Origin of the sequence: Kitasatospora sp. NPDC008050, assembly GCF_042957465.1 — a bacterium.
GTDB lineage: Bacteria > Actinomycetota > Actinomycetes > Streptomycetales > Streptomycetaceae > Kitasatospora.
Map to the genome: position 1 here is coordinate 752,660 of NZ_JBIBIJ010000001.1, position 18,698 is coordinate 771,357.

Below are 18,698 nucleotides of genomic sequence, written 5' to 3' on the forward strand. Positions count from 1 at the left end.
CCCGGACGCACGTCGGCGTCCGGGCCCGTCACAGGGGGTCTGGCAGGATCAGGCCTGCTCGGTGCCCTCGGTCTTGGCGGTCTCGGTCTCGGCGGTCTCGGCGGTAACGGCCTCGACCGTCTCCTCCTCCTCGTCGAAGTCGATGACCTTGCCCGTGGTGTCGGCGACCGTGGCGGCCTCGACGACCAGCGCCAGCGCCTTGCCGCGGGCGACCTCGCCGACCAGCAGCGAGACCTGGTTGCCCTGGACGACCTGCTGGGCGAACTGGTCCGGGGTCAGGCCGGAGCCGGCGGCGCGGCGGATGAGGTGCTCGGTGAGCTCCTCCTGGTTCACGCCCACCTCCTCCTTGGCCACGATCTCGTCCAGCACGAACTGGGTCTTGATGCCCTTCTTCGCCTGCTCCTCGGTCTCCTGGTCGAACTCCTCGCGGGTCTTGCCCTGCGCGGCGAGGTAGCCCTCCAGGTTCTGGCCGATCGGCTCCAGCTGGTGGTGCTCAAGGTTGTGCTTGCGGGTCTCGACCTCGTCCGCGAGCAGCTTGCCCGGGTACTCGATCTCGACCTTCTCCAGCAGGGCGTCCAGGACGCGCTCCTGGGCCTGGGTGGCCTGGTCGAACTCCTTCATCCGCTCCAGGCGCTTGCGCGAGTCGCCGCGCAGCTCCTCCAGGGTGTCGAACTCGCTGGCCAGCTGGGCGAACTCGTCGTCCAGCGCGGGCAGCTCCTTCTCCTGGACGGTGGTGACCGTGACGGTCACCTCGGAGGTCTTGCCGGCCTGGGTGCCGCCCTTGAGCTCGGTGTCGAAGGTCTTCGACTCGCCGGCGGACAGGCCGACGACGGCCTCGTCGATGCCGTCCAGCAGACGACCGGAGCCGATCTCGTAGCTCACGCCGGTGGCGGTGCCGTCCTCGGGGACCTCACCGTCGACCTTGGCCTCCAGGTCGATCACCACGATGTCGCCGGCGGCCGCGGCGCGCTCGACGTCCTTGACCGAGGAGAAACGCTCGCGCAGCTGCTCGAGGGACTTCTCGATGTCCTCGTCGGTGACCTCGATCGGGTCGACCTCGACGGAGATCTCGGAGAACTCCGGCAGGGTGATCTCCGGACGGACGTCCACCTCGGCGGTGAAGGTCAGGCCGGCAGCGGCCAGGTCCTCCACGCCCTTGATGTCGGTGATGTCGGGCTGGCCGAGGACCTCGATCTTGCCCTCGTCGACGGCCTGCGTGTAGAAGCGCGGCAGCGCGTCGTTCACGGCCTCCTCGAGAACCGCGGCCCGGCCGAAGCGCTGGTCGATGACCCGGGCCGGGATCTTGCCCTTGCGGAAGCCGGGAACCGTGACCTGCTGGTTGATCTTCTTGTACGCCGCGTCGAGGCTGGGCTTGAGCTCCTCGAAGGGCACCTCGACGGTGAGTCGAACCCGGGTCGGGTTCAGAGTCTCGACGGCGCTCTTCACGGTTGGGTCTCCTATGGGGCTTGCGGTCGGCTTGTCTGCATCCGGACCGTTGCCCTTACGGGCCGCGGGCCGGGCAGACGGGTGATGAGCCACCTGGTGCGGCATCTCCCGTATGGGGTGGACGGCGAGCGGCCCGTCCCCGGCTGGTTCGCGCGGGAAGGGGCGGTGGCTCTTCCGCCAGCGGCCCATCCTACCGGTACCACAAAGCCACATCGCAGATGGCTGTGATCGATGGCCGTGATCGAGACCATAATCAGTGATGGTCGGGGTGACCGGATTCGAACCGACGGCCTTCCGCTCCCAAAGCGGACGCGCTACCAAACTGCGCCACACCCCGCACTTCGCGAGAGGAAGCGTACACGCCGAGGCCGCTCCGCTCGGCGATATTTCAGGTGGTGGGCACCGGGCGAGTGGCTCGGGGGATGTCACGTGCGCGCGGGTCGCCCGACCAGGTACGCTGATCCCCGTCCAGCCCGGCCGATCGGCCGGGTGCGGACGCGTATGCGGGCGTAGCTCAATGGTAGAGCCCTAGTCTTCCAAACTAGTCACGCGAGTTCGATTCTCGTCGCCCGCTCTGTCACCAAGGCCCCGGCTTTCGCGAGCCGGGGCCTTTGGCATGCCCGGGTGCGTGGGCATGCCCGGTGCGACACAGAAGGAGGGCGGGTGGACCCCGAGCAGCGGCTGGCGGTCATACAGCGCGGCGTGGTGCGGGAAATGGCGCGATACGGGCGGGAGTTCACCGTGGACGGCACCCTGGTGCACGGCCCGGGCGGCACCGCCGTGGCGCTGCGCGAGCACCCGGGCCAGGGCGGCGGCCATGTCGACCTCGGCTTCGTGCTGCGCCTGGGCAGCGCGGAGGCGCCGGTGCTCTGGGACTGCACGGCGGGCCTGGGCACCACGGAGGAGGAGAAGCTCGACAGCGCGGTGCGGATGTGGGCCTCGACCACGGCCGCCGCGGTGATCGAGCACCTGGAGCGCCAGGGCCGGCACGGCGACCACCTGCGGTTGGCGGCGCTGCCGGGCTGGCAGGCGGTGCAGGGGCCGGCCACCGTCTTCGGTTTCCAGAGCGCGCGGCTGTCCGGCTGGCTGGGCGAGCGAGAGCTGCTGGCCGAGCTGGCGCCGTCACTGGCCGGGGAGTTGACCGACGAGCGGCTGAACGGCGTGAAGCTCTTCTTCGGCGGCCGGTCCGGCGACGAGGTGGCCGAGGTCCGGGTGAACGGCACCGTGGCGCACGACGCCTCCCGGGCGCTGGGCAGCCTGGACTGGCCGCGCGCCGAACGGTTCTGCTGGGCGCGGCTGTTCGTCCTGCTGGCAGCCGACGGGCAGGAGCCGGTGACGGACCGTCCGGCCGAGGACCCGCTGCTGTTGCCGGCGGCATACCCGCGGGCGCACTCCCCCGCCGCCGCCGGCCTGATGGCACGGCGGCGTGCGGCGATCGGCCGTTGGTGGCGGACCAGGCGCGCCGGGAGTTGAGCTCTGGGTGGCCCGTCCGGCGGGGCGGTGGCCCGCGCCGCGGTCGGCTGCCCGGGCGTCAGGTCCCGATGTTGGAGAGGGTCTTGGCCACCTGATTCAGGAAGTCCTGAATCGGCTTGGCGGCGGTGGACTGGTTCAGCATGAACCCGAAGAGCGCGGCCAGGATCGCGTGCGGCACCTTGATCTGCTTGTTGCGGATGAAGATGATGAGAATGATGCCGAACAGGACCAGCGCGGAGACGGAGAGTGCCACCCGGACTCACTTCCTCGTGTCGTGGCGGAACGGACCCCGGCCTGTCCGACGGTCCCGAGACGCAACCCGCCGCCACCTCCGTTCCCCCGAGATCCGGCCAGTCCCGCCCCGACTCAGTGTGGTCGACCGTGCCGACTGCGTAAAGGACTTGCCGCTGACCTGTGGCCAACATTCTGCGATGTGAGACGAGTTTCCGCCGGACGAGACGATAGCCCACCGGAGTTGACGCCGCGTCGGCCCCCTCTCCCAGCTGGGCCGTTCGTCCACCGAACACCCGCCGGCCGGGCCGAACCGAATTGGCCGAAGATCACCGTTGATCGTTGACACCGCCGCCGCTCCCGGTCCCGCGGGCGGGGCCGTGCGGCGGGCCGGTTTCGGCCGTCTCAGGCCCGCCAGAGCAGCAGCACGGCCCGGTCGTCGTTGATGTCCTTGGCCACCGTCTCGATCAGCCGCACCGCCGCGCCCACGCTGCCGCTGCCCAACTGGCCGCCGGCCACCAGCCGGTCGGCCTCGCCCATCAGCCGGTCCATGCCCTCGGACAGGTCCCGCCCCGGTGCCTCGACCATGCCGTCGGTGCAGAGCATCAGCACGTCGCCCGGGCCGAGCCGGCCGCGCACGCCCTCGAACTTGGCGCCGTCGTAGAGGCCGAGCAGCGGCCCCTCGGTGGCCTCCTTGACCTCCCAGCGCCCGGCCCCGGCCAGCCGCTGCATGCCCGGCAGGTGGCCGGCGGAGAGCAGCTCGTACTCCCCGGTGTCCAGATCGAGGGCGAGGTGGACGGCGCTGGCGAAGCCCTCGTCCCAGTCCTGGCGCAGCAGGTAGCCGTTGGCGGCGGGCAGGAACTCGTGCGGGGGCAGCGAGCCGAGCAGGCCGCCGAAGGCGCCGGAGAGCAGCAGGGCCCGCGAGCCGGCGTCCATCCCCTTGCCCGAGACATCGGCCAGCACGACCTCCAGCATCCGCCGGCCGGCGCCGGTGCGGGCCGCGACCACGAAGTCGCCCGAGAAGGACTGGCCGCCCGCCGGGCGCAGCGCCATGTCCGCGTGCCAGCCCTCGGGCAGATTCGGCAGCCGGCTCTGCACCTTGAGCCGCTCGCGCAGGTCGAAGAGCATCGAGCCGCCGCCGCGCCAGGGCACGCCGACCCGGCTGCGGAACTGGGCCAGCAGCAGCCCGGCCACCCCGACCGCGCCGACCACCAGGGCCGCGCCCGGCGTGACGCCGAAGACGTAGGCGTCGGGGTGCCGGCTGGCCGCCCGCTCGCCGGTGTGGATCACCGACTCGGTGGACAGGCCCAGCGCGGCGGTTGCGTAGAGCAGCACCAGCGAGACCGGGCGCAGCAGCAGCGCGCCGACCAGGATCGGCAGCACCAGCGCGGTGGGCGGGACCCAGGCCGGGATCCAGACGTTGAACGCGACCAGCAGCGGGACCAGCAGGAGCAGCACCGCGAAGGCGAGCCAGTCGGCGGCGTCGCCGCGGAAGTAGTCCACCCCGGTGCGGCGCAGGGTGCGGCGGGCCCGGTAGAGGCGCTTGCGCAACCGGGCCGTCAGCGGGTCCGCGGCCGTGGTCGCGGCGGTCCCCGTCGCACTCGTCTGGGGCGATGTGCCCGGCGTGGTGCCAGCCATGGGGCTTGACCCTATCCAGCGTTGACGGCCCACGTCGACGGGCGGTGCGCCACGAGCTGCGCAGGGGCTCGATTTCGGCTGCGCGGGCGCTTGCTTTCGGCCGGGAGGTGAGCCGACGTGGGGGCTCACCTCTGTGGCAAGCGAAGCGGTCAGGGGCGCGTCCCCGCAGTGTGCGCCGGGCGCGCGGGCATTCGCCAGCGCGCCGTCCGAGAATCGGCTCGCACCGTTCGGGCCCGGGTGATAGCTGTGGCATATGACACAGCCTGCCGACGCCCATGAAGCGCTCAGCCTGCGACCGCTCGCCGCGGCCGACTGGGACGCCTGGTACGACGCGCTGGAGGTGGCCTTCGGCGAGACGGAGTCGCCCGAGCGCCGGGCGCTGTGGCGGACACTGACCGAGGTGGACCGCTCACTCGGGGTCTGGGACGGCAGTACGGCGGTCGGCTCGGCCGGCGCCTTCTCGTTCCGGATGTCGGTGCCGGGCGGCGCGCTGCTCTCCACCGCCGGGGTCACCATGGTCGGCGTGCTGCCCACCCACCGCCGGCGCGGGGTGCTCACCGCGCTGATGCGCCACCAGCTGGACGAGGTGCACGAGCGCGGCGAGTCACTGGCGGTGCTGACCGCCTCGCAGCCGGCGATCTACGGCCGGTACGGCTACGGCCTGGCCACCTGGCAGCTCGCGGTGCGGATCGACCGGGCCCGGGTGCGGGTGGTGCGCACCGGGGCGCAGGACGACCGGATCCGGCTGCGGCTGGCCGATCCGGCGCGCGCCTCGGCGGCCTGCGAGCGGCTGTACGCGCGGCGGGTGCCGCTGCGCCCCGGGATGCTGGCCCGCGGCTCCGGCTGGGAACGACTGCCACTGCTGGACGCCCCCGACGAGCGGGACGGGCACACCGCGCTGCAGTGCGTGCTGGCCGAGGACCGGCGGGACGGCGAACTGCTGGGCTACGCGCGCTACTCGGTCCGCGCGGCCTGGCAGCACACGGGGCCGGCCGGGCAGGTGCGGGTACGCGAGGTGACGGCGGCCGACCCCGAGGCGGCGGCCGCGCTCTGGGGCTACCTGCTGGAGCTCGACCTGACCGAGACCGTGGAGGCGGCCAACCTGCCGGTGGACGACCCGCTGCTGCACCTGGTCTCCGACCCGCGCCGGCTCAGCTCCCAGCTCTCCGACTCGCTCTTCGTGCGACTGGTGGAGGTCGGCGACGCGCTCGGTTCCCGGCGGTACTCGGCGCCGGTGGACGTGGTGCTGGCGGTCACGGACGAGTTCTGTCCGTGGAACGCCGGGCACTGGCGGCTGCGCAGTGCCGGGCGGCAGGCCGGGGCGGTCTGCGAGCCGACCGACGCCCCGGCGGATCTGGCGCTCTCGGTGCGGGAGTTGGGCTCCGCCTACCTGGGCGGCCGCACGCTGGCGGCGCTGGCCGGGGCCGGGCTGGTGCGCGAACTGCGCCCCGGCGCGCTGGCCGAGGCCTCCGCGGCCTTCGCCTGGGACGTGGCGCCCTGGCTGCCGCACGGGTTCTGACGGCCCGTGCGGCAGGCGGGGCGAAACGCTCAGCCCTGCGGGTGCCCCTCGGGAATGGGCGGCAGCTCGCCGGTGGCCTCGTAGCGGGTCAGCATCTCGATCCGGCGGGTGTGCCGTTCCTCGTTGCTGTACGGGGTGTTGAGGAAGACCCCGACGAAGCGGGTCGCCTCGGCCTCGGTGTGCATCCGGCCGCCGACGCTGATCACGTTGGCGTTGTTGTGCTCGCGGCCGAGCGCGGCGGTCTGCTCGCTCCAGGCCAGCACGGCGCGCACGCCCTTGACCTTGTTGGCGGCGATCTGCTCGCCGTTGCCCGAGCCGCCGATCACGACGCCGAGCGCCTCGGGGTCGGCCGCGGTGCGCTCGGCGGCGCGCAGGCAGAACGGCGGGTAGTCGTCCACCGCGTCGTAGATGTGCGGGCCGCAGTCGATCGGCTCGTGGCCGGCCTCCTTGAGCCACGCGACAAGGTGGTTCTTCAGTTCGAATCCGGCATGGTCGGAACCCAGGTACACGCGCATGAGGAGAAGTCTGGCATGCGCGTGCCCCTGGGCCGTTGAAGGGCCGGTACGACGTCAGGTCCGTCGCTGCGACGTACCGGTTCGCGACGTACGGGCTTCAGGAGCGCCGCTCGCCCAGCAGCCGCCAGCCCAGCGGCAGCGCGCCCATCGCCAGCAGCACCTTCAGGCCGTCGCCCAGCAGGTAGGGGTAGAGGCCGAGGTCGGCCGCCCTGGCCAGCGGGACGTGCAGCGAGGCGGCCAGGTACGGCACGCCCACCGCGTAGATCGCCAGGTTGCCCAGCACCATCACGCCGGCCACCCGCAGCGGGGTGCGGTCCCCGCCGCGCCGGGCCAGCAGTCCGGTGAGGGCGGCCGCCAGCACGAAGCCGAGCACGTAGCCCAGGGTCGGCAGCGCCCAGCCGGAGCTGTGCTCGGCGAACCAGGGCAGCCCCGAGGCGCCGGCCAGCAGGTAGAGGGCGAGCGCGGCCGCGCCGCGCCGGGCGCCGAGCGCGGTGCCGACCAGCAGGGCGGCGAAGGTCTGGCCGGTGACCGGCACCGGCGAGCCCGGCACCGGCAGCGAGAGCTGGGCGGCCAGCCCGGTCAGCGCGGCACCGCCGGCCACCAGGCTCAGCTCGCGCAGGGCGGCGCCGAGCCGGCTGTCGGCGGCGGGCAGCAGGTCGGCCAGCACGGCGCGGGACGGTATCGCGGTGGCGAGGGCCATCAGGGACTCCTACGTCTTGGTCGTCTTCGGTAGTCGAACGGTTCCTCAGCGGAACGGCTGTACGAACGTATCCCATCACTGTGCGTCACCGTTCGTTCCGGATGGTGAGCCCATCGGGAAGCTCCTTGGCGTCGACCCCCCTCGAACCGGATAGTGAGATGGGTAGTCCGGTTACCGAACGTCTGGATCCGCTCGATGCCCACTCCCACCGCCCCGCCGGCGGCCCCCACCGCCCCCGAGGCGACGGCCCCCGCCGGCAGTCCGCAGCTGAGCCACGGCCTGAAGCAGCGTCACCTCTCGATGATCGCGCTCGGCGGCGTGATCGGGGCGGGCCTGTTCGTCGGCTCCGGCGCCGGCATCGCCGCCGCGGGCCCCGCGGTGATCCTCGCCTTCACCCTCTCCGGTCTGCTGGTCATGCTGATCATGCGGATGCTCGGCGAGATGTCGGCCGCCCACCCGGCCTCCGGCTCCTTCTCGGTGCACGCCGAGCGGGAGATCGGCCCCTGGGCCGGTGTCACGGCCGGCTGGATGTACTGGGTGATGCTCTGCTGCGGAGTGGCCGCCGAGGCCACCGCGGCCGGCTCGATCATGAACTCCTGGCTGCCCTCGGTGCCCGGCTGGGCCTGGGTCGGGGTCTTCATGGCCTTCTTCTGCGCCAGCAACCTGACCGCGGTGAAGAACTTCGGCGAGTTCGAGTTCTGGTTCGCCGCGATCAAGATCGCCGCCATCGTGGCCTTCCTGGTGCTCGGCGTGCTCGGCGTCTGCGGGGTGCTGGGCTCCGGCGCGCCCGGCGCGAGCAACCTGACCGGGCACGGCGGCTTCCTGCCCAACGGCGGCAGCGGCCTGGTCGCGGGCCTGCTGGCCTCGGTCTTCGCCTACGGCGGCCTGGAGACGGTGACCATCGCGGCCGCCGAGTCCGACGACCCGCGGCGCAACGTGGCCAACGCGGTGCGTACCGCGGTGTGGCGGATCGCCATCTTCTACATCGGCTCGATGGCCCTGGTGGTCACCCTGGTGCCGTGGAACGACCCCGACGTGGTCAAGCTGGGCCCGTACGTGACGGTGCTGCAGTTCCTGCACGTGCCGGGCGCCGCCCAGGTGATGCAGGGCGTGGTGCTGATCGCGCTGCTCAGCGCGATGAACGCGAACATCTACGGCTCCTCCCGGATGGCCTTCTCACTGGTCTCCCGCGGCCAGGGCCCGCGCGCGCTGGCGAAGGTGAGCGGCGGCGTGCCGCGGCTGGCGGTGCTGGCCTCCTGCGCGTTCGGCTTCGCGGCCGTGCTGGCCGGCTACTGGTGGCCGGACACCGTCTTCAGCTGGCTGATGAACACCACGGGCGTGGCGATCCTGGTGGTCTGGGTCTTCATCGCGGTGGCCCAGCTGCGGATGCGCAAGCGGCTGGAGCGCGAGAGCCCCGAGCTGCTGACGGTGCGGATGTGGGCCTACCCGTACCTGACCTGGATCGCGCTCGCGGCCGTGGTCGGGGTGCTGGCGCTGATGACCACCACGCCCGCCGACCGTGCCCAGCTGTACGCGGCCGGGGTGCTGGTGGTCGTGCTCAGCGGTGCCGGCTACTGGCGCCAGCGCCGGGTGGCCGCGCGCGGCTGACGGCGGGCGGCTAACCGCGGGCGGCGCGGGCAACCGCGGTGCGCCGAGCGGCCGTGCGGGCGGGTCCGGGGCCGCGGGCAACCGGCCAGTCCCGCCCGCACAGGCGCGTGAAAGGATGCCCCGGGGCAGGATCTGCCCCGCCACCTGCACAGCACCGTGCGAGCCGGACAAAGGAGTACCGCAGTGCCGGGCAAGAACCTCAGCCGGGACGAAGCGCACGCGCGCGCCGGCATCCTCAGCGTGGACGGCTACGAGGTTCGCCTCGACGTCAGCGGCGCTCCGCACGCCGCCAACGCGACCTTCCGTTCCACCACCACGATCCGCTTCCGCTGTGCCGAACCGGGCGCCGACAGCTTCGCCGACCTGCTCGCGCCGAACGTGCGCGCCGTCACCCTCAACGGCCGCGCACTCGACCCGGCCGTGGTCTTCGACGGCGCCCGGGTGGCGCTGGAGGACCTGGCCGCCGAGAACCTGCTGGTGGTGGACGCCGACTGCGCCTACAGCCGTACCGGCGAAGGCCTGCACCGGTTCACCGACCCGGCGGACGGCGAGACCTACCTCTACACCCACTACGAGCCCGCCGAGGCCCGCCGGGTGTTCGCCAACTTCGAGCAGCCGGACCTCAAGGCGCCCTACCTCTTCACCGTGACCGCCCCGGCCGCGTGGGACGTCTACGCGAACGCCGCCGAGCGCGAGGTCACCGAGCAGGAGACCCGCGAGGGCAGCGTCAGGACCTGGCACTTCCTGGAGACCAAGCCGATCTCCACCTACCTGACCGCCGTGGTGGCCGGCCCGTACCACGTGGCACGCGACCACTGGAGCCGTGAACTGCCCGACGGCAGCACCCTGGAGATCCCGCTCGCGGCCACCTGCCGCAAGTCGCTGGCGCCGTACTTCGACGCCGAGGAGATCTTCACGGTCACCAAGCAGGGCCTGGACTTCTTCCACGCGGAGTTCGACTATCCGTACCCGTTCGGCAAGTACGACCAGTGCTTCGTGCCGGAGTACAACATCGGCGCGATGGAGAACCCGGGCTGCGTGACCTTCCGCGAGGACTTCGTGTTCCGCTCGAAGGTCACCGAGGCCGCCTACGAGGGCCGGGCCAACGTCATCCTGCACGAGATGGCGCACATGTGGTTCGGCGACCTGGTCACCATGAAGTGGTGGGACGACCTGTGGCTGAAGGAGTCCTTCGCGGACTTCATGGGCTCCTTCGCGCTGCGCGAGGCCACCAAGTACCAGGCCGCCTGGGTGACCTTCGCCAACCAGCGCAAGGCGTGGGCCTACCGCCAGGACCAGTACCCGACCACCCACCCGATCACCGCGGACATCCGCGACGTCGAGGACGCCAAGCTCAACTTCGACGGCATCACCTACGCCAAGGGCGCCTCGGTCCTCAAGCAACTGGTCGCCTACGCCGGACGGGAGGCCTTCTTCGAGGGCGCCCGGCGCTACTTCCAGCAGCACGCCTTCGGCAACACCGTGCTCGGCGACCTGCTGGAGGTGCTGGCCGTCACCTCGGGCCGCGGCGAGCAGGCGATGGCCGAGTGGTCCCGGGCCTGGCTGCAGACGGCCGGCGTCAACGCGCTCACCCCGCAGCTGACCGTGGACGCCGAGGGCCGGATCACCGAGCTGGCCGTGCTCCAGGACGGCGCGACGCTGCGCCCGCACCGGATCGCCGTCGGCCTCTACGACCGTGAGCCGGACGGCACCCTGCTGCGCACCGCACGGGTCGAACTGGACGTCAGCGGGCCCCGCACCGTGGTCGAGGAGCTGGCCGGCCGCCCGCGCCCGGCGCTGGTGCTGGTCAACGACGACGACCTGACCTACTGCAAGATCCGCTTCGACGCGGACTCGCTGGCTACCGTGCGCACCTCGCTCGGCGACATCCAGGACACCCTGGCCCGTGCGCTGGCCTGGTCGGCCTGCTGGAACCTGACCCGGGACGCGCTGCTGCCGGCTCGCGACTACCTCGACCTGGTGCTGCGCTTCGCCGGCCGCGAGTCGGACGTCGGGGTGCTGCAGACGCTGCACGCCCAGGCCAAGCTGGCCCTCGACCTCTTCGTCGCCCCCGCCCACCACGCCGAGAGCGCACGGCAGTTGGCCGACTGCGCGGTGCGTGAGCTGCGCGCGGCCGCACCGGGCAGCGACCACCAGCTCGCCTGGGCCCGGTTCCTGGCGAGCACCGCGCACGACGCGGAGCAGTGGGCCCTGCTGGAGGGTCTGCTGGCCGGAACCGCCCGGATCGACGGCCTGGAGGTGGACCAGGACCTGCGCTGGTCGCTGTGGATCGCGCTGGCCGCCGCGGGTCGGGCCGACGCCGGGCAGCTGGCCGCCGAACGGCAGCGGGACAACACCGCCAGCGGCAACCAGAAGGCCACCCAGGCGCTGGCCGCCCGGCCGCTGGCCGAGGCCAAGGCCGCGGCCTGGTCCGCCGTGGTCGACGACGACTCGCTGCCCAACGCGATGGTCAGCGCGCAGACCGCGGGCTTCGCCCAGGCCGGGCAGCGCGAGCTGATCGCGCCGTACGCGGCGCGGTACTTCGAGCTGCTGGAGGCCATCTGGGCCGAGCGCAGCATCGAGATCGCGATGCGCTTCGTGGGCGGCTTCTTCCCGCGGCTGCAGACCGATGACGCCACGCTGGCCGCCACCGACACCTGGCTGGCGGACCACCAGGACGCGGCGCCCGCGCTGCGTCGGCTGGTGCTGGAGTCCCGCGACGAACTGGCCCGCGCGCTGCGGGCGCAGGCGGCCGACCGGGCCTGATCGGTCGGCACGGCCTGACGCCGAACGGCCCGCTCCCCTGGTGGGGGCGGGCCGTTCGTCATGGGCTGTGTCAGGCAAGCTACTTCAGGGTGGCCGAGGTGAGACCGGCCTGCACCTGGCGCTGGAAGGAGAGGTAGACCACCAGTACCGGCAGCATAGCGATCGTCATGCCGGCGAAGAGCGCCGGGAAGTCGCTGGCGTAGCCGGTCTGCTGGGCGAGGTTCAGCAGCCCCTGGGTCAGCATCGAGCGGTCCGGATCGCCACCGTGCTGCTGCTGCATCAGGGTCACCGGCAGCAGGTACTGGTTCCACTGGCCGAGCACGTTGAAGATGCCGACGCTGATCAGGCCGGACTTCGCCATCGGCACCATGACCTGGAAGAAGGCCCGGGTGTGCGAGCAGCCGTCGATCATCGCCGCCTCGTGCACGGCGGTGGGCAGCGAACGGAAGAAGGAGTACAGGAAGAAGACGGTGAACGGCAGCGAGTAGGCGACGTACACCAGGATCAGGCCCAGGTAGCTGTTCAGGCCGAGCAGCGGGCTGATGTCGCCGAGGTTCTTCACCATGAAGAAGAGCGGCACCAGCGCCAGGTAGACCGGGAACATGGCGCCGGCCACGAAGAAGTAGTAGATGATCCGGTTGCCCGGGAACTCGTAGCGGGCCAGCACATAGGCCGCCATCGCGCCGAGCAGCATCGTCAGGGTGACCGAACCCACGAGCACGATCAGGGTGTTGAGGAAGTAGTTGGCGATGCCCTTGTCCCAGGCGCTGGCGAAGGCCCGGAAGCTCCAGTGCGAGGGCCAGCTCCAGGCGCTGCCGCCGATCTGCGCGTTGGTCTTGAAGGAGCTGATCACGATCCAGACCAGCGGGGCGATGATCATCAGGGCCCACAGGGCCAGGAAGCCGTGCGAGAAGACGTTGAGCACGCCTCCGCCGTCGGCGAACCGCGCTTCCTTGGCCGGTCGCCCGGCGCCCGGGGCGCCGCCGCGCTGGGCCGGGACCTTGGTGCCGGTCTCGTCAGTCTTGGTGGTCATGGCTGGCCCCGCTCAGAACTCGATCCGCTCGCGGCGGGTGAGACGCAGCGAGACGACGGACAGGATCATGGTGATGAAGAAGATCACCACACCCATGGCGCAGGCGTAGCCGGCCTTGCCGAAGGTGATGAAGTTGCGCATCAGGTAGGTCGCCATGACCTCGGAGTGGTTGTTGGGACCACCGCCGTAGTAGGCGCCGGGCGTCATGGTGGAGACCAGTGCGAAGGCGTCCATGGCGGCGATGGCCAGGTACACCCACGCGGTCTGCACGGTCTCCCAGAGCAGCGGGAGAGTGATCTTCAGGAAGGTCTGGGTGCGCTCGGCGCCGTCCAGCAGCGCCGCCTCGTAGATGTCCTTGGGGATGTTCTGCATCGCGGCCGAGAAGAGCACCAGGTAGAAGCCGACGCCCGACCAGACCAGCACCCCGACGATGCACCACAGGGTCAGGTTGGGGTCGGAGAGCCACTGCAAGGGGTGGTCGGCGTCCTCCAGGCCCAGCTTGACCAGCACGCCGTTGAGCAGACCGCCGTCGTCGGTGCGGTAGACCGCCTGGAAGAGCACCGAGAGGATGGCCACCGACAGGACCTGCGGGAAGAAGAAGACCACCTTGTAGAAGGCCGCGCCGCGCACGCCCTGCACGCCGCCGGTGCCGCCCCGGCCACCGACGTTGAGCATGAAGGCGAAGAACAGCGCCAGCACGATGGTGACGACCGGCAACACGATCAGCAGGAGCAGGTTGTGCTCCAGTGCGGTGAGGAAGACGCTGTCGCCGAACAGCTTGGTGTAGTTCTGCAGGCCGACGAAGTGCATCGTCTGCGAGACCCCGGACCAGTCGGTCAGGGAGTAGCCGAAGGTCTGCAGGTACGGCCAGATGACCAGCACCATGTAGAGCACGACCGGGATGATGAGGAACCCCACGATGAAGGGGTATTTGCGGTGACGCATGCGCCTGCTCCTGTCCGCCACAGCCTGTGTCAGACAGGCTTTGGTACCGCGGGTATCACCCGAGAGCGTCCGAAGCACCGGGGTCCGCGTCGCGGCCCCCGGTGTCCGTGGACATCTCTCGTCGGCCCGATGACCGCTCGGGCCTCAGGGACTGTCAGACCTTCTTGGAGGTCGCCGCCTTGGCCGCGGCGATCCACTGCTGCGGGGTCATCCGGCTGTTGACCAGCTCGTTGGTGGCGTTCTGCAGCGCCTGGTCGAAGGCGGTCTGCAGGTCCGGGTAGGTGAAGTTGAAGGTGTTCGTGCCGGCCGCGGTGACCGCCGTCGCCGAGGACTTGGTCCCCGGCTTGAGCACCACGTCGGGGCCGATGCCGTCCTTCAGCACGGTCAGCGAGTTGGCGGCCGCGGCGAACTTGCCCGAGGCCTCCTTGGTCAGCATGATCCGCAGGAACTCCAGGCCGCCGGCCTGGTTCTTGGCCTTGCTCGGCACGATGAACGGCTCACCCGCGCCGGCCCGCACCGCGACCTGCGGCAGCTTGTCGCCGCTCTGCGAGGGCACCGGCAGGAAGGCCATGTCGAAGTCGGCCGGGGTGATCTTGATCATCTCGTTCTCGAGCCAGGACCCGCACGGGATGAAGGCGGCCTTGCCCTGGCACCAGGCGGTCTGCGACTCGGTGTGGGTCATGCCGTTGGTGCCCGTGAGCAGGTAGTCCTTCTGCATGATCTCGAAGAACGCGCTGACGCCCGCGAGCGCGGCCGGATCATCCCACGCGCTCGGGTCGAGCGCGTCGATCCGCTTCACCAGGTCCAGGCCGCCCTGCTTGGCGATCAGGTCCAGGATCAGGTAGTTGGCGTAGTACGGGTACTTGCCCTGGTGGCAGAAGGGCGCGATGCCGGCGGCCTTGATGGTGCCGCAGAGGGTGATGAAGTCGTCCCAGGTCTTGGGCGGGGTCCAGCCCTTCTCCTTGAAGAGCTTGTTGGAGTACCACAGGCCGTAGACGGTGTAGACGTAGTTCAGCGAGTACATCTTGCCGTCGATGGTGCCCTGGTCGATGGTGCCCGGCAGCAGCACGTCGCGGATCTTCTTCGACGTGTCGTCCCGGTAGGGCGCGTCGAGCAGCACGGTGAGGTCGGTGAGCTGGCTCGCCTTCTCCAGCACGTCGATCTTCATCTGCTGGGCGCCCGAGTCGTCGATGACGTCCGGCGGGTTGCCCGCGTTGAAGCGCGGCTGGAGCTTGCCGCTGATCTCCTGGGTGGCCAGGTGGGCGATGGTGGCACCGGTGTAGGTGGCCTTGTAGATGCCCTCGATGGCCTTGGCGTAGTCGTCGCCGTAGCCGCCGTTGAAGATGACGACGTCCAGCGGGTCGCTCGACTTGACCCCGAACGGGTTGGTGGCGGAGCCGGTGGCGGTGGCGCCGACACCGCTGTTGCTGCCACTGCCGCCACCGGCGGCGCAGGCGGCCAGCAGCGGGCCGCCGGCGGCTGCCATGACGGTGACAGCGGCCGCGCGCTTGAAGATGTCGCGGCGGTTGTACTCAGTTGCAGAGCCCATGTGTGCCCTAACCCCTCAGTGTCCAGATGGAGCGACGGTGCGTTGAACTCCGCGTCGGGCCACAGTGGTTGGCCGCGCGGACGAAGATTTCGGGTCGACCGACGATCCCGGCGTCAGATCTGATGGATCGTCAACCTTGTTCCCTCAACCGTGCCTTAACCGTGCCTCGCGGCGAAGGTGCCGGTCAGGAGGGGGTTTTGTCGATGCGCAAAGGTATAGTCCACTGTTCACCCGGCGGCAATAGTCTCCCCATTGGTAACGGCCCGCAGCACTCAAAGCGTTGTCGGCGGTGCAGCATGTGCAATGTTCAGGGAGCCTGCATATTTGCGCCACGCGCCGTCTGATGCACCGTGGATCAAGACATTAGCGTCGTTTTGCTCGTTTGAACATAGAAACGAGCAGCTTTGCGCATCCGGCTCGGTGTTCCCGCGCGCTTCCAGCGGCGTCCGCAGGGGCTCATCCGCTCGGCCACCCGTTTCTTCCCGCCGTTTCTTCCCGCCGGTCAACAGGTTCGAACCAGATCCCCCGGAAACGACGAAGGCCGCGCCCCTCCGGAGGAGGAGCGCGGCCTTCGTTCAGGTGCGACCGGCTACGGTCAGCCGATCAGGCTGCGCAGCACGTACTGCAGGATGCCGCCGTTGCGGTAGTAGTCCGCCTCGCCGGGGGTGTCGATGCGCACGACCGCGTCGAACTCGACAGCGTTCCCGGCCGCCGCGACAGCCTTGACCTTGACGGTCTTGGGGGTGCGGCCCTCGTTCAGCTCGGTCACGCCGGTGAAGGAGAAGGTCTCCTCGCCGGTCAGGCCCAGGCTGTCGGCGCTCTGGCCGGCCGGGAACTGCAGCGGCAGCACGCCCATGCCGATCAGGTTCGAGCGGTGGATGCGCTCGTAGGACTCGGCGATGACGGCCTTGACGCCGAGCAGCGCGGTGCCCTTGGCGGCCCAGTCGCGGGACGAGCCGGAGCCGTACTCCTTGCCGGCCAGCACGACCAGCGGGGTGCCGGCGGCCTGGTAGTTCTGCGCGGCGTCGTAGATGAACGCCACCGGCGCGTCGGCCTGGGTGAAGTCGCGGGTGTAGCCGCCCTCGGTGCCCGGCGCGATCTGGTTGCGCAGGCGGATGTTGGCGAAGGTGCCGCGGATCATCACCTCGTGGTTGCCACGGCGCGAGCCGTACGAGTTGAAGTCGCGCTTCTCCACACCGTGCTCGGTGAGGTACTGGGCGGCGGGCGTACCGGCCTTGATGTTGCCGGCCGGGGAGATGTGGTCGGTGGTGACCGAGTCGCCCAGCTTGGCCAGCACGCGGGCCGCGGCGATGTCGCTCACCGGGCTCGGGGTCTTGGCCATGCCCTCGAAGTACGGGGGCTTGCGGACGTAGGTGGACTCGGTGTCCCACTCGAAGGTGTTGCCGGTCGGGATCGACAGCGACTGCCAGCGGTGGTCACCGGCGAAGACGTCCGCGTAGTCCTTGGCGAACATGTCCTGGTCGATGGAGCGGGCGACGGTCTCCTCGATCTCCAGCTCGGTCGGCCAGATGTCGGCGAGGAAGACGTCGTTGCCGTCCGCGTCCTTGCCGAGCGCGTCGCGGGTGAGGTCGACGTTCATGTTGCCGGCCAGGGCGTAGGCGACCACCAGCGGCGGGGAGGCCAGGTAGTTCATCTTGACGTCCGGGTTGATCCGGCCCTCGAAGTTGCGGTTGCCGGAGAGGACCGAGACCACCGCGAGGTCGGAGGCGTTGACGGCGGCCGAGACCTCCTCGGGCAGCGGGCCCGAGTTGCCGATGCAGGTGACACAGCCGTAGCCGACCAGGTTGAAGCCCAGCTTCTCCATGTACGGGAGCAGGCCGGCCTTCTCGTAGTAGTCCATGACGACCTTGGACCCGGGGGCCAGGGTGGTCTTGACCCAGGGCTTGACGTGCAGGCCCTTCTCCACGGCCTTCTTCGCCAGCAGGGCGGCGCCCAGCATGACGGAGGGGTTGGAGGTGTTGGTGCAGGAGGTGATCGAGGCGATCACGACCGCGCCGTTGTCCAGCTCGTAGCTCGTCCCGTCCGGGGCGGTCACCGGGGTGGGCTTGGAGGCCTGCGCCGCGTAGGACGGCAGCACCTCGGCGAACTTGGCGGCGGCCTCGGCCAGGATCACGCGGTCCTGCGGGCGCTTCGGGCCGGCGATCGACGGCACGATGGTGGCCAGGTCCAGCTCCAGGTACTCGGAGTAGACCGGCTCGTGCGACGGGTCGTGCCACAGGCCCTGGGCCTTGGCGTAGGCCTCGACCAGGGCGAGCTGCTGCTCGTCGCGGCCGGTGAGCTTGAGGTAGTTGATGGTCTCGGCGTCGATCGGGAAGATCGCGCAGGTCGAGCCGAACTCCGGCGACATGTTGCCGATGGTGGCGCGGTTGGCCAGCGGGATCGCGGTGACGCCGGCGCCGTAGAACTCGACGAACTTGCCGACCACACCGTGCTTGCGCAGCATCTCGGTGATGGTGAGCACCAGGTCGGTGGCGGTGGCACCGGCCGGCAGCTGGCCGTTGAGCTTGAAGCCGACCACGCGCGGGATCAGCATGGAGACCGGCTGGCCCAGCATGGCCGCCTCGGCCTCGATGCCGCCGACGCCCCAGCCCAGCACGCCCAGGCCGTTGACCATGGTGGTGTGCGAGTCGGTGCCGACACAGGTGTCGGGGTAGGCCTGGCCACCACGGACCATGATGGTGCGGGCCAGGTGCTCGATGTTCACCTGGTGCACGATGCCGGTGCCCGGCGGGACGACCTTGAACTCGTCGAACGCGGTCTGGCCCCAGCGCAGGAACTGGTAGCGCTCCTTGTTGCGGCCGTACTCGATCTCGACGTTCTGGGTGAAGGCGTCCTTGGTGCCGAACTTGTCGGCGATCACCGAGTGGTCGATGACCAGCTCGGCCGGGGCCAGCGGGTTGATCTTGGCCGGGTCGCCGCCCAGCTCCTTGACGGCCTCACGCATGGTGGCGAGGTCGACGACGCAGGGCACGCCGGTGAAGTCCTGCATGATCACGCGGGCCGGCGTGAACTGGATCTCCTCGCTCGGCTCGGCGCTCTGGTCCCAGTTGCCGAGGGCGCGGATGTGGTCGGCGGTGATGTTCGCGCCGTCCTCGGTGCGCAGCAGGTTCTCCAGCAGCACCTTGAGGCTGTACGGCAGCCGCTCGGAACCCTCGACGGCGGAGAGCTTGAAGATCTCGTACGACTCGTCGCCCACCTGCAGCGAGCTGCGGGCGTCGAAGCTGTTCGCGGACACGACTGACTCCTTCTAGGTG

Annotated in this window: 13 protein-coding genes and 2 tRNA genes; 5 read left to right on the forward strand and 10 right to left on the reverse strand. The window is 70.5% G+C overall.

All coding sequences use genetic code 11. From position 1 onward, the window contains the following. Positions 1–48: 48 nt before the first annotated feature. Both tig and ACFZB9_RS03270 read right to left on the reverse strand, forming a co-directional pair. Positions 49–1,446: a trigger factor gene (tig, locus tag ACFZB9_RS03265; RefSeq protein ID WP_391443255.1), complete on the reverse strand. Its 1,398-nt coding sequence runs from the start codon at positions 1,444–1,446 to the stop codon at positions 49–51. Between the two features lie 260 nt (positions 1,447–1,706). After that, a tRNA-Pro gene (locus tag ACFZB9_RS03270) sits at positions 1,707–1,783 on the reverse strand. A 166-nt stretch (positions 1,784–1,949) separates the two neighbouring features. Between ACFZB9_RS03270 and ACFZB9_RS03275 the strand changes: the two genes are divergently transcribed. Both ACFZB9_RS03275 and ACFZB9_RS03280 read left to right on the forward strand, forming a co-directional pair. Further along, positions 1,950–2,020 (forward strand) — tRNA-Gly (locus ACFZB9_RS03275). 89 nt (positions 2,021–2,109) lie between these two features. After that, positions 2,110–2,919, forward strand: a complete 810-nt coding sequence (locus ACFZB9_RS03280) for a DUF6348 family protein (protein ID WP_391443257.1) — start codon at positions 2,110–2,112, stop codon at positions 2,917–2,919. 58 nt (positions 2,920–2,977) lie between these two features. Here ACFZB9_RS03280 and ACFZB9_RS03285 read toward each other — a convergent pair whose 3' ends face one another. Both ACFZB9_RS03285 and ACFZB9_RS03290 read right to left on the reverse strand, forming a co-directional pair. Beyond that, positions 2,978–3,172, reverse strand: a complete 195-nt coding sequence (locus ACFZB9_RS03285) for a hypothetical protein (protein ID WP_184935279.1) — start codon at positions 3,170–3,172, stop codon at positions 2,978–2,980. Between the two features lie 383 nt (positions 3,173–3,555). Then, on the reverse strand, positions 3,556–4,788 hold the full coding sequence (locus ACFZB9_RS03290; RefSeq protein ID WP_391443258.1) for a PP2C family protein-serine/threonine phosphatase: 1,233 nt from the start codon (positions 4,786–4,788) through the stop codon (positions 3,556–3,558). Between the two features lie 253 nt (positions 4,789–5,041). Between ACFZB9_RS03290 and ACFZB9_RS03295 the strand changes: the two genes are divergently transcribed. After that, positions 5,042–6,307 carry a GNAT family N-acetyltransferase gene (locus ACFZB9_RS03295; protein WP_391443260.1) on the forward strand — a complete coding sequence of 422 codons (1,266 nt, stop codon included), beginning with the start codon at positions 5,042–5,044 and terminating at the stop codon, positions 6,305–6,307. Positions 6,308–6,336: 29 nt separating this feature from the next. Here the strand turns inward: ACFZB9_RS03295 and ACFZB9_RS03300 are convergent, their stop codons facing one another. Next, positions 6,337–6,822: a ribose-5-phosphate isomerase gene (locus ACFZB9_RS03300; protein ID WP_391443262.1), complete on the reverse strand. Its 486-nt coding sequence runs from the start codon at positions 6,820–6,822 to the stop codon at positions 6,337–6,339. Positions 6,823–6,919: 97 nt separating this feature from the next. After that, positions 6,920–7,525: a biotin transporter BioY gene (locus ACFZB9_RS03305; RefSeq protein ID WP_391443328.1), complete on the reverse strand. Its 606-nt coding sequence runs from the start codon at positions 7,523–7,525 to the stop codon at positions 6,920–6,922. 192 nt (positions 7,526–7,717) lie between these two features. Between ACFZB9_RS03305 and ACFZB9_RS03310 the strand changes: the two genes are divergently transcribed. Both ACFZB9_RS03310 and pepN read left to right on the forward strand, forming a co-directional pair. Then, positions 7,718–9,130, forward strand: a complete 1,413-nt coding sequence (locus tag ACFZB9_RS03310) for an amino acid permease (protein WP_391443263.1) — start codon at positions 7,718–7,720, stop codon at positions 9,128–9,130. A gap of 183 nt (positions 9,131–9,313) precedes the next feature. Further along, complete coding sequence (gene pepN, locus ACFZB9_RS03315; RefSeq protein ID WP_391443264.1) at positions 9,314–11,896, forward strand: aminopeptidase N; 2,583 nt, start codon at positions 9,314–9,316, stop codon at positions 11,894–11,896. Between the two features lie 79 nt (positions 11,897–11,975). Here the strand turns inward: pepN and ACFZB9_RS03320 are convergent, their stop codons facing one another. From ACFZB9_RS03320 to acnA, 4 genes are all read right to left on the reverse strand, one after another. Continuing rightward, positions 11,976–12,929 carry a carbohydrate ABC transporter permease gene (locus ACFZB9_RS03320; RefSeq protein WP_391443266.1) on the reverse strand — a complete coding sequence of 318 codons (954 nt, stop codon included), beginning with the start codon at positions 12,927–12,929 and terminating at the stop codon, positions 11,976–11,978. Positions 12,930–12,941: 12 nt separating this feature from the next. Beyond that, positions 12,942–13,874 carry a carbohydrate ABC transporter permease gene (locus tag ACFZB9_RS03325; RefSeq protein WP_391443268.1) on the reverse strand — a complete coding sequence of 311 codons (933 nt, stop codon included), beginning with the start codon at positions 13,872–13,874 and terminating at the stop codon, positions 12,942–12,944. 154 nt (positions 13,875–14,028) lie between these two features. Beyond that, entirely contained in the window at positions 14,029–15,423 is a 1,395-nt protein-coding gene (gene ngcE, locus ACFZB9_RS03330) for an N-acetylglucosamine/diacetylchitobiose ABC transporter substrate-binding protein (RefSeq protein ID WP_391443269.1), read from the reverse strand. Positions 15,424–16,018: 595 nt separating this feature from the next. Beyond that, on the reverse strand, positions 16,019–18,679 hold the full coding sequence (acnA, locus tag ACFZB9_RS03335) for an aconitate hydratase AcnA (protein ID WP_391443271.1): 2,661 nt from the start codon (positions 18,677–18,679) through the stop codon (positions 16,019–16,021). Positions 18,680–18,698 lie beyond the last annotated feature (19 nt).

Coding starts and splice junctions, on each gene's coding strand:
- ACFZB9_RS03325 (WP_391443268.1), bottom strand. CDS start 13,874: ATGCGTCACCGCAAATACCCCTTCATCGTGGGGTTCCTCATCATCCCG.
- ACFZB9_RS03290 (WP_391443258.1), bottom strand. CDS start 4,788: ATGGCTGGCACCACGCCGGGCACATCGCCCCAGACGAGTGCGACGGGG.
- ngcE (WP_391443269.1), bottom strand. CDS start 15,423: ATGGGCTCTGCAACTGAGTACAACCGCCGCGACATCTTCAAGCGCGCG.
- ACFZB9_RS03310 (WP_391443263.1), top strand. CDS start 7,718: ATGCCCACTCCCACCGCCCCGCCGGCGGCCCCCACCGCCCCCGAGGCG.
- ACFZB9_RS03320 (WP_391443266.1), bottom strand. CDS start 12,929: ATGACCACCAAGACTGACGAGACCGGCACCAAGGTCCCGGCCCAGCGC.
- ACFZB9_RS03295 (WP_391443260.1), top strand. CDS start 5,042: ATGACACAGCCTGCCGACGCCCATGAAGCGCTCAGCCTGCGACCGCTC.
- ACFZB9_RS03300 (WP_391443262.1), bottom strand. CDS start 6,822: ATGCGCGTGTACCTGGGTTCCGACCATGCCGGATTCGAACTGAAGAAC.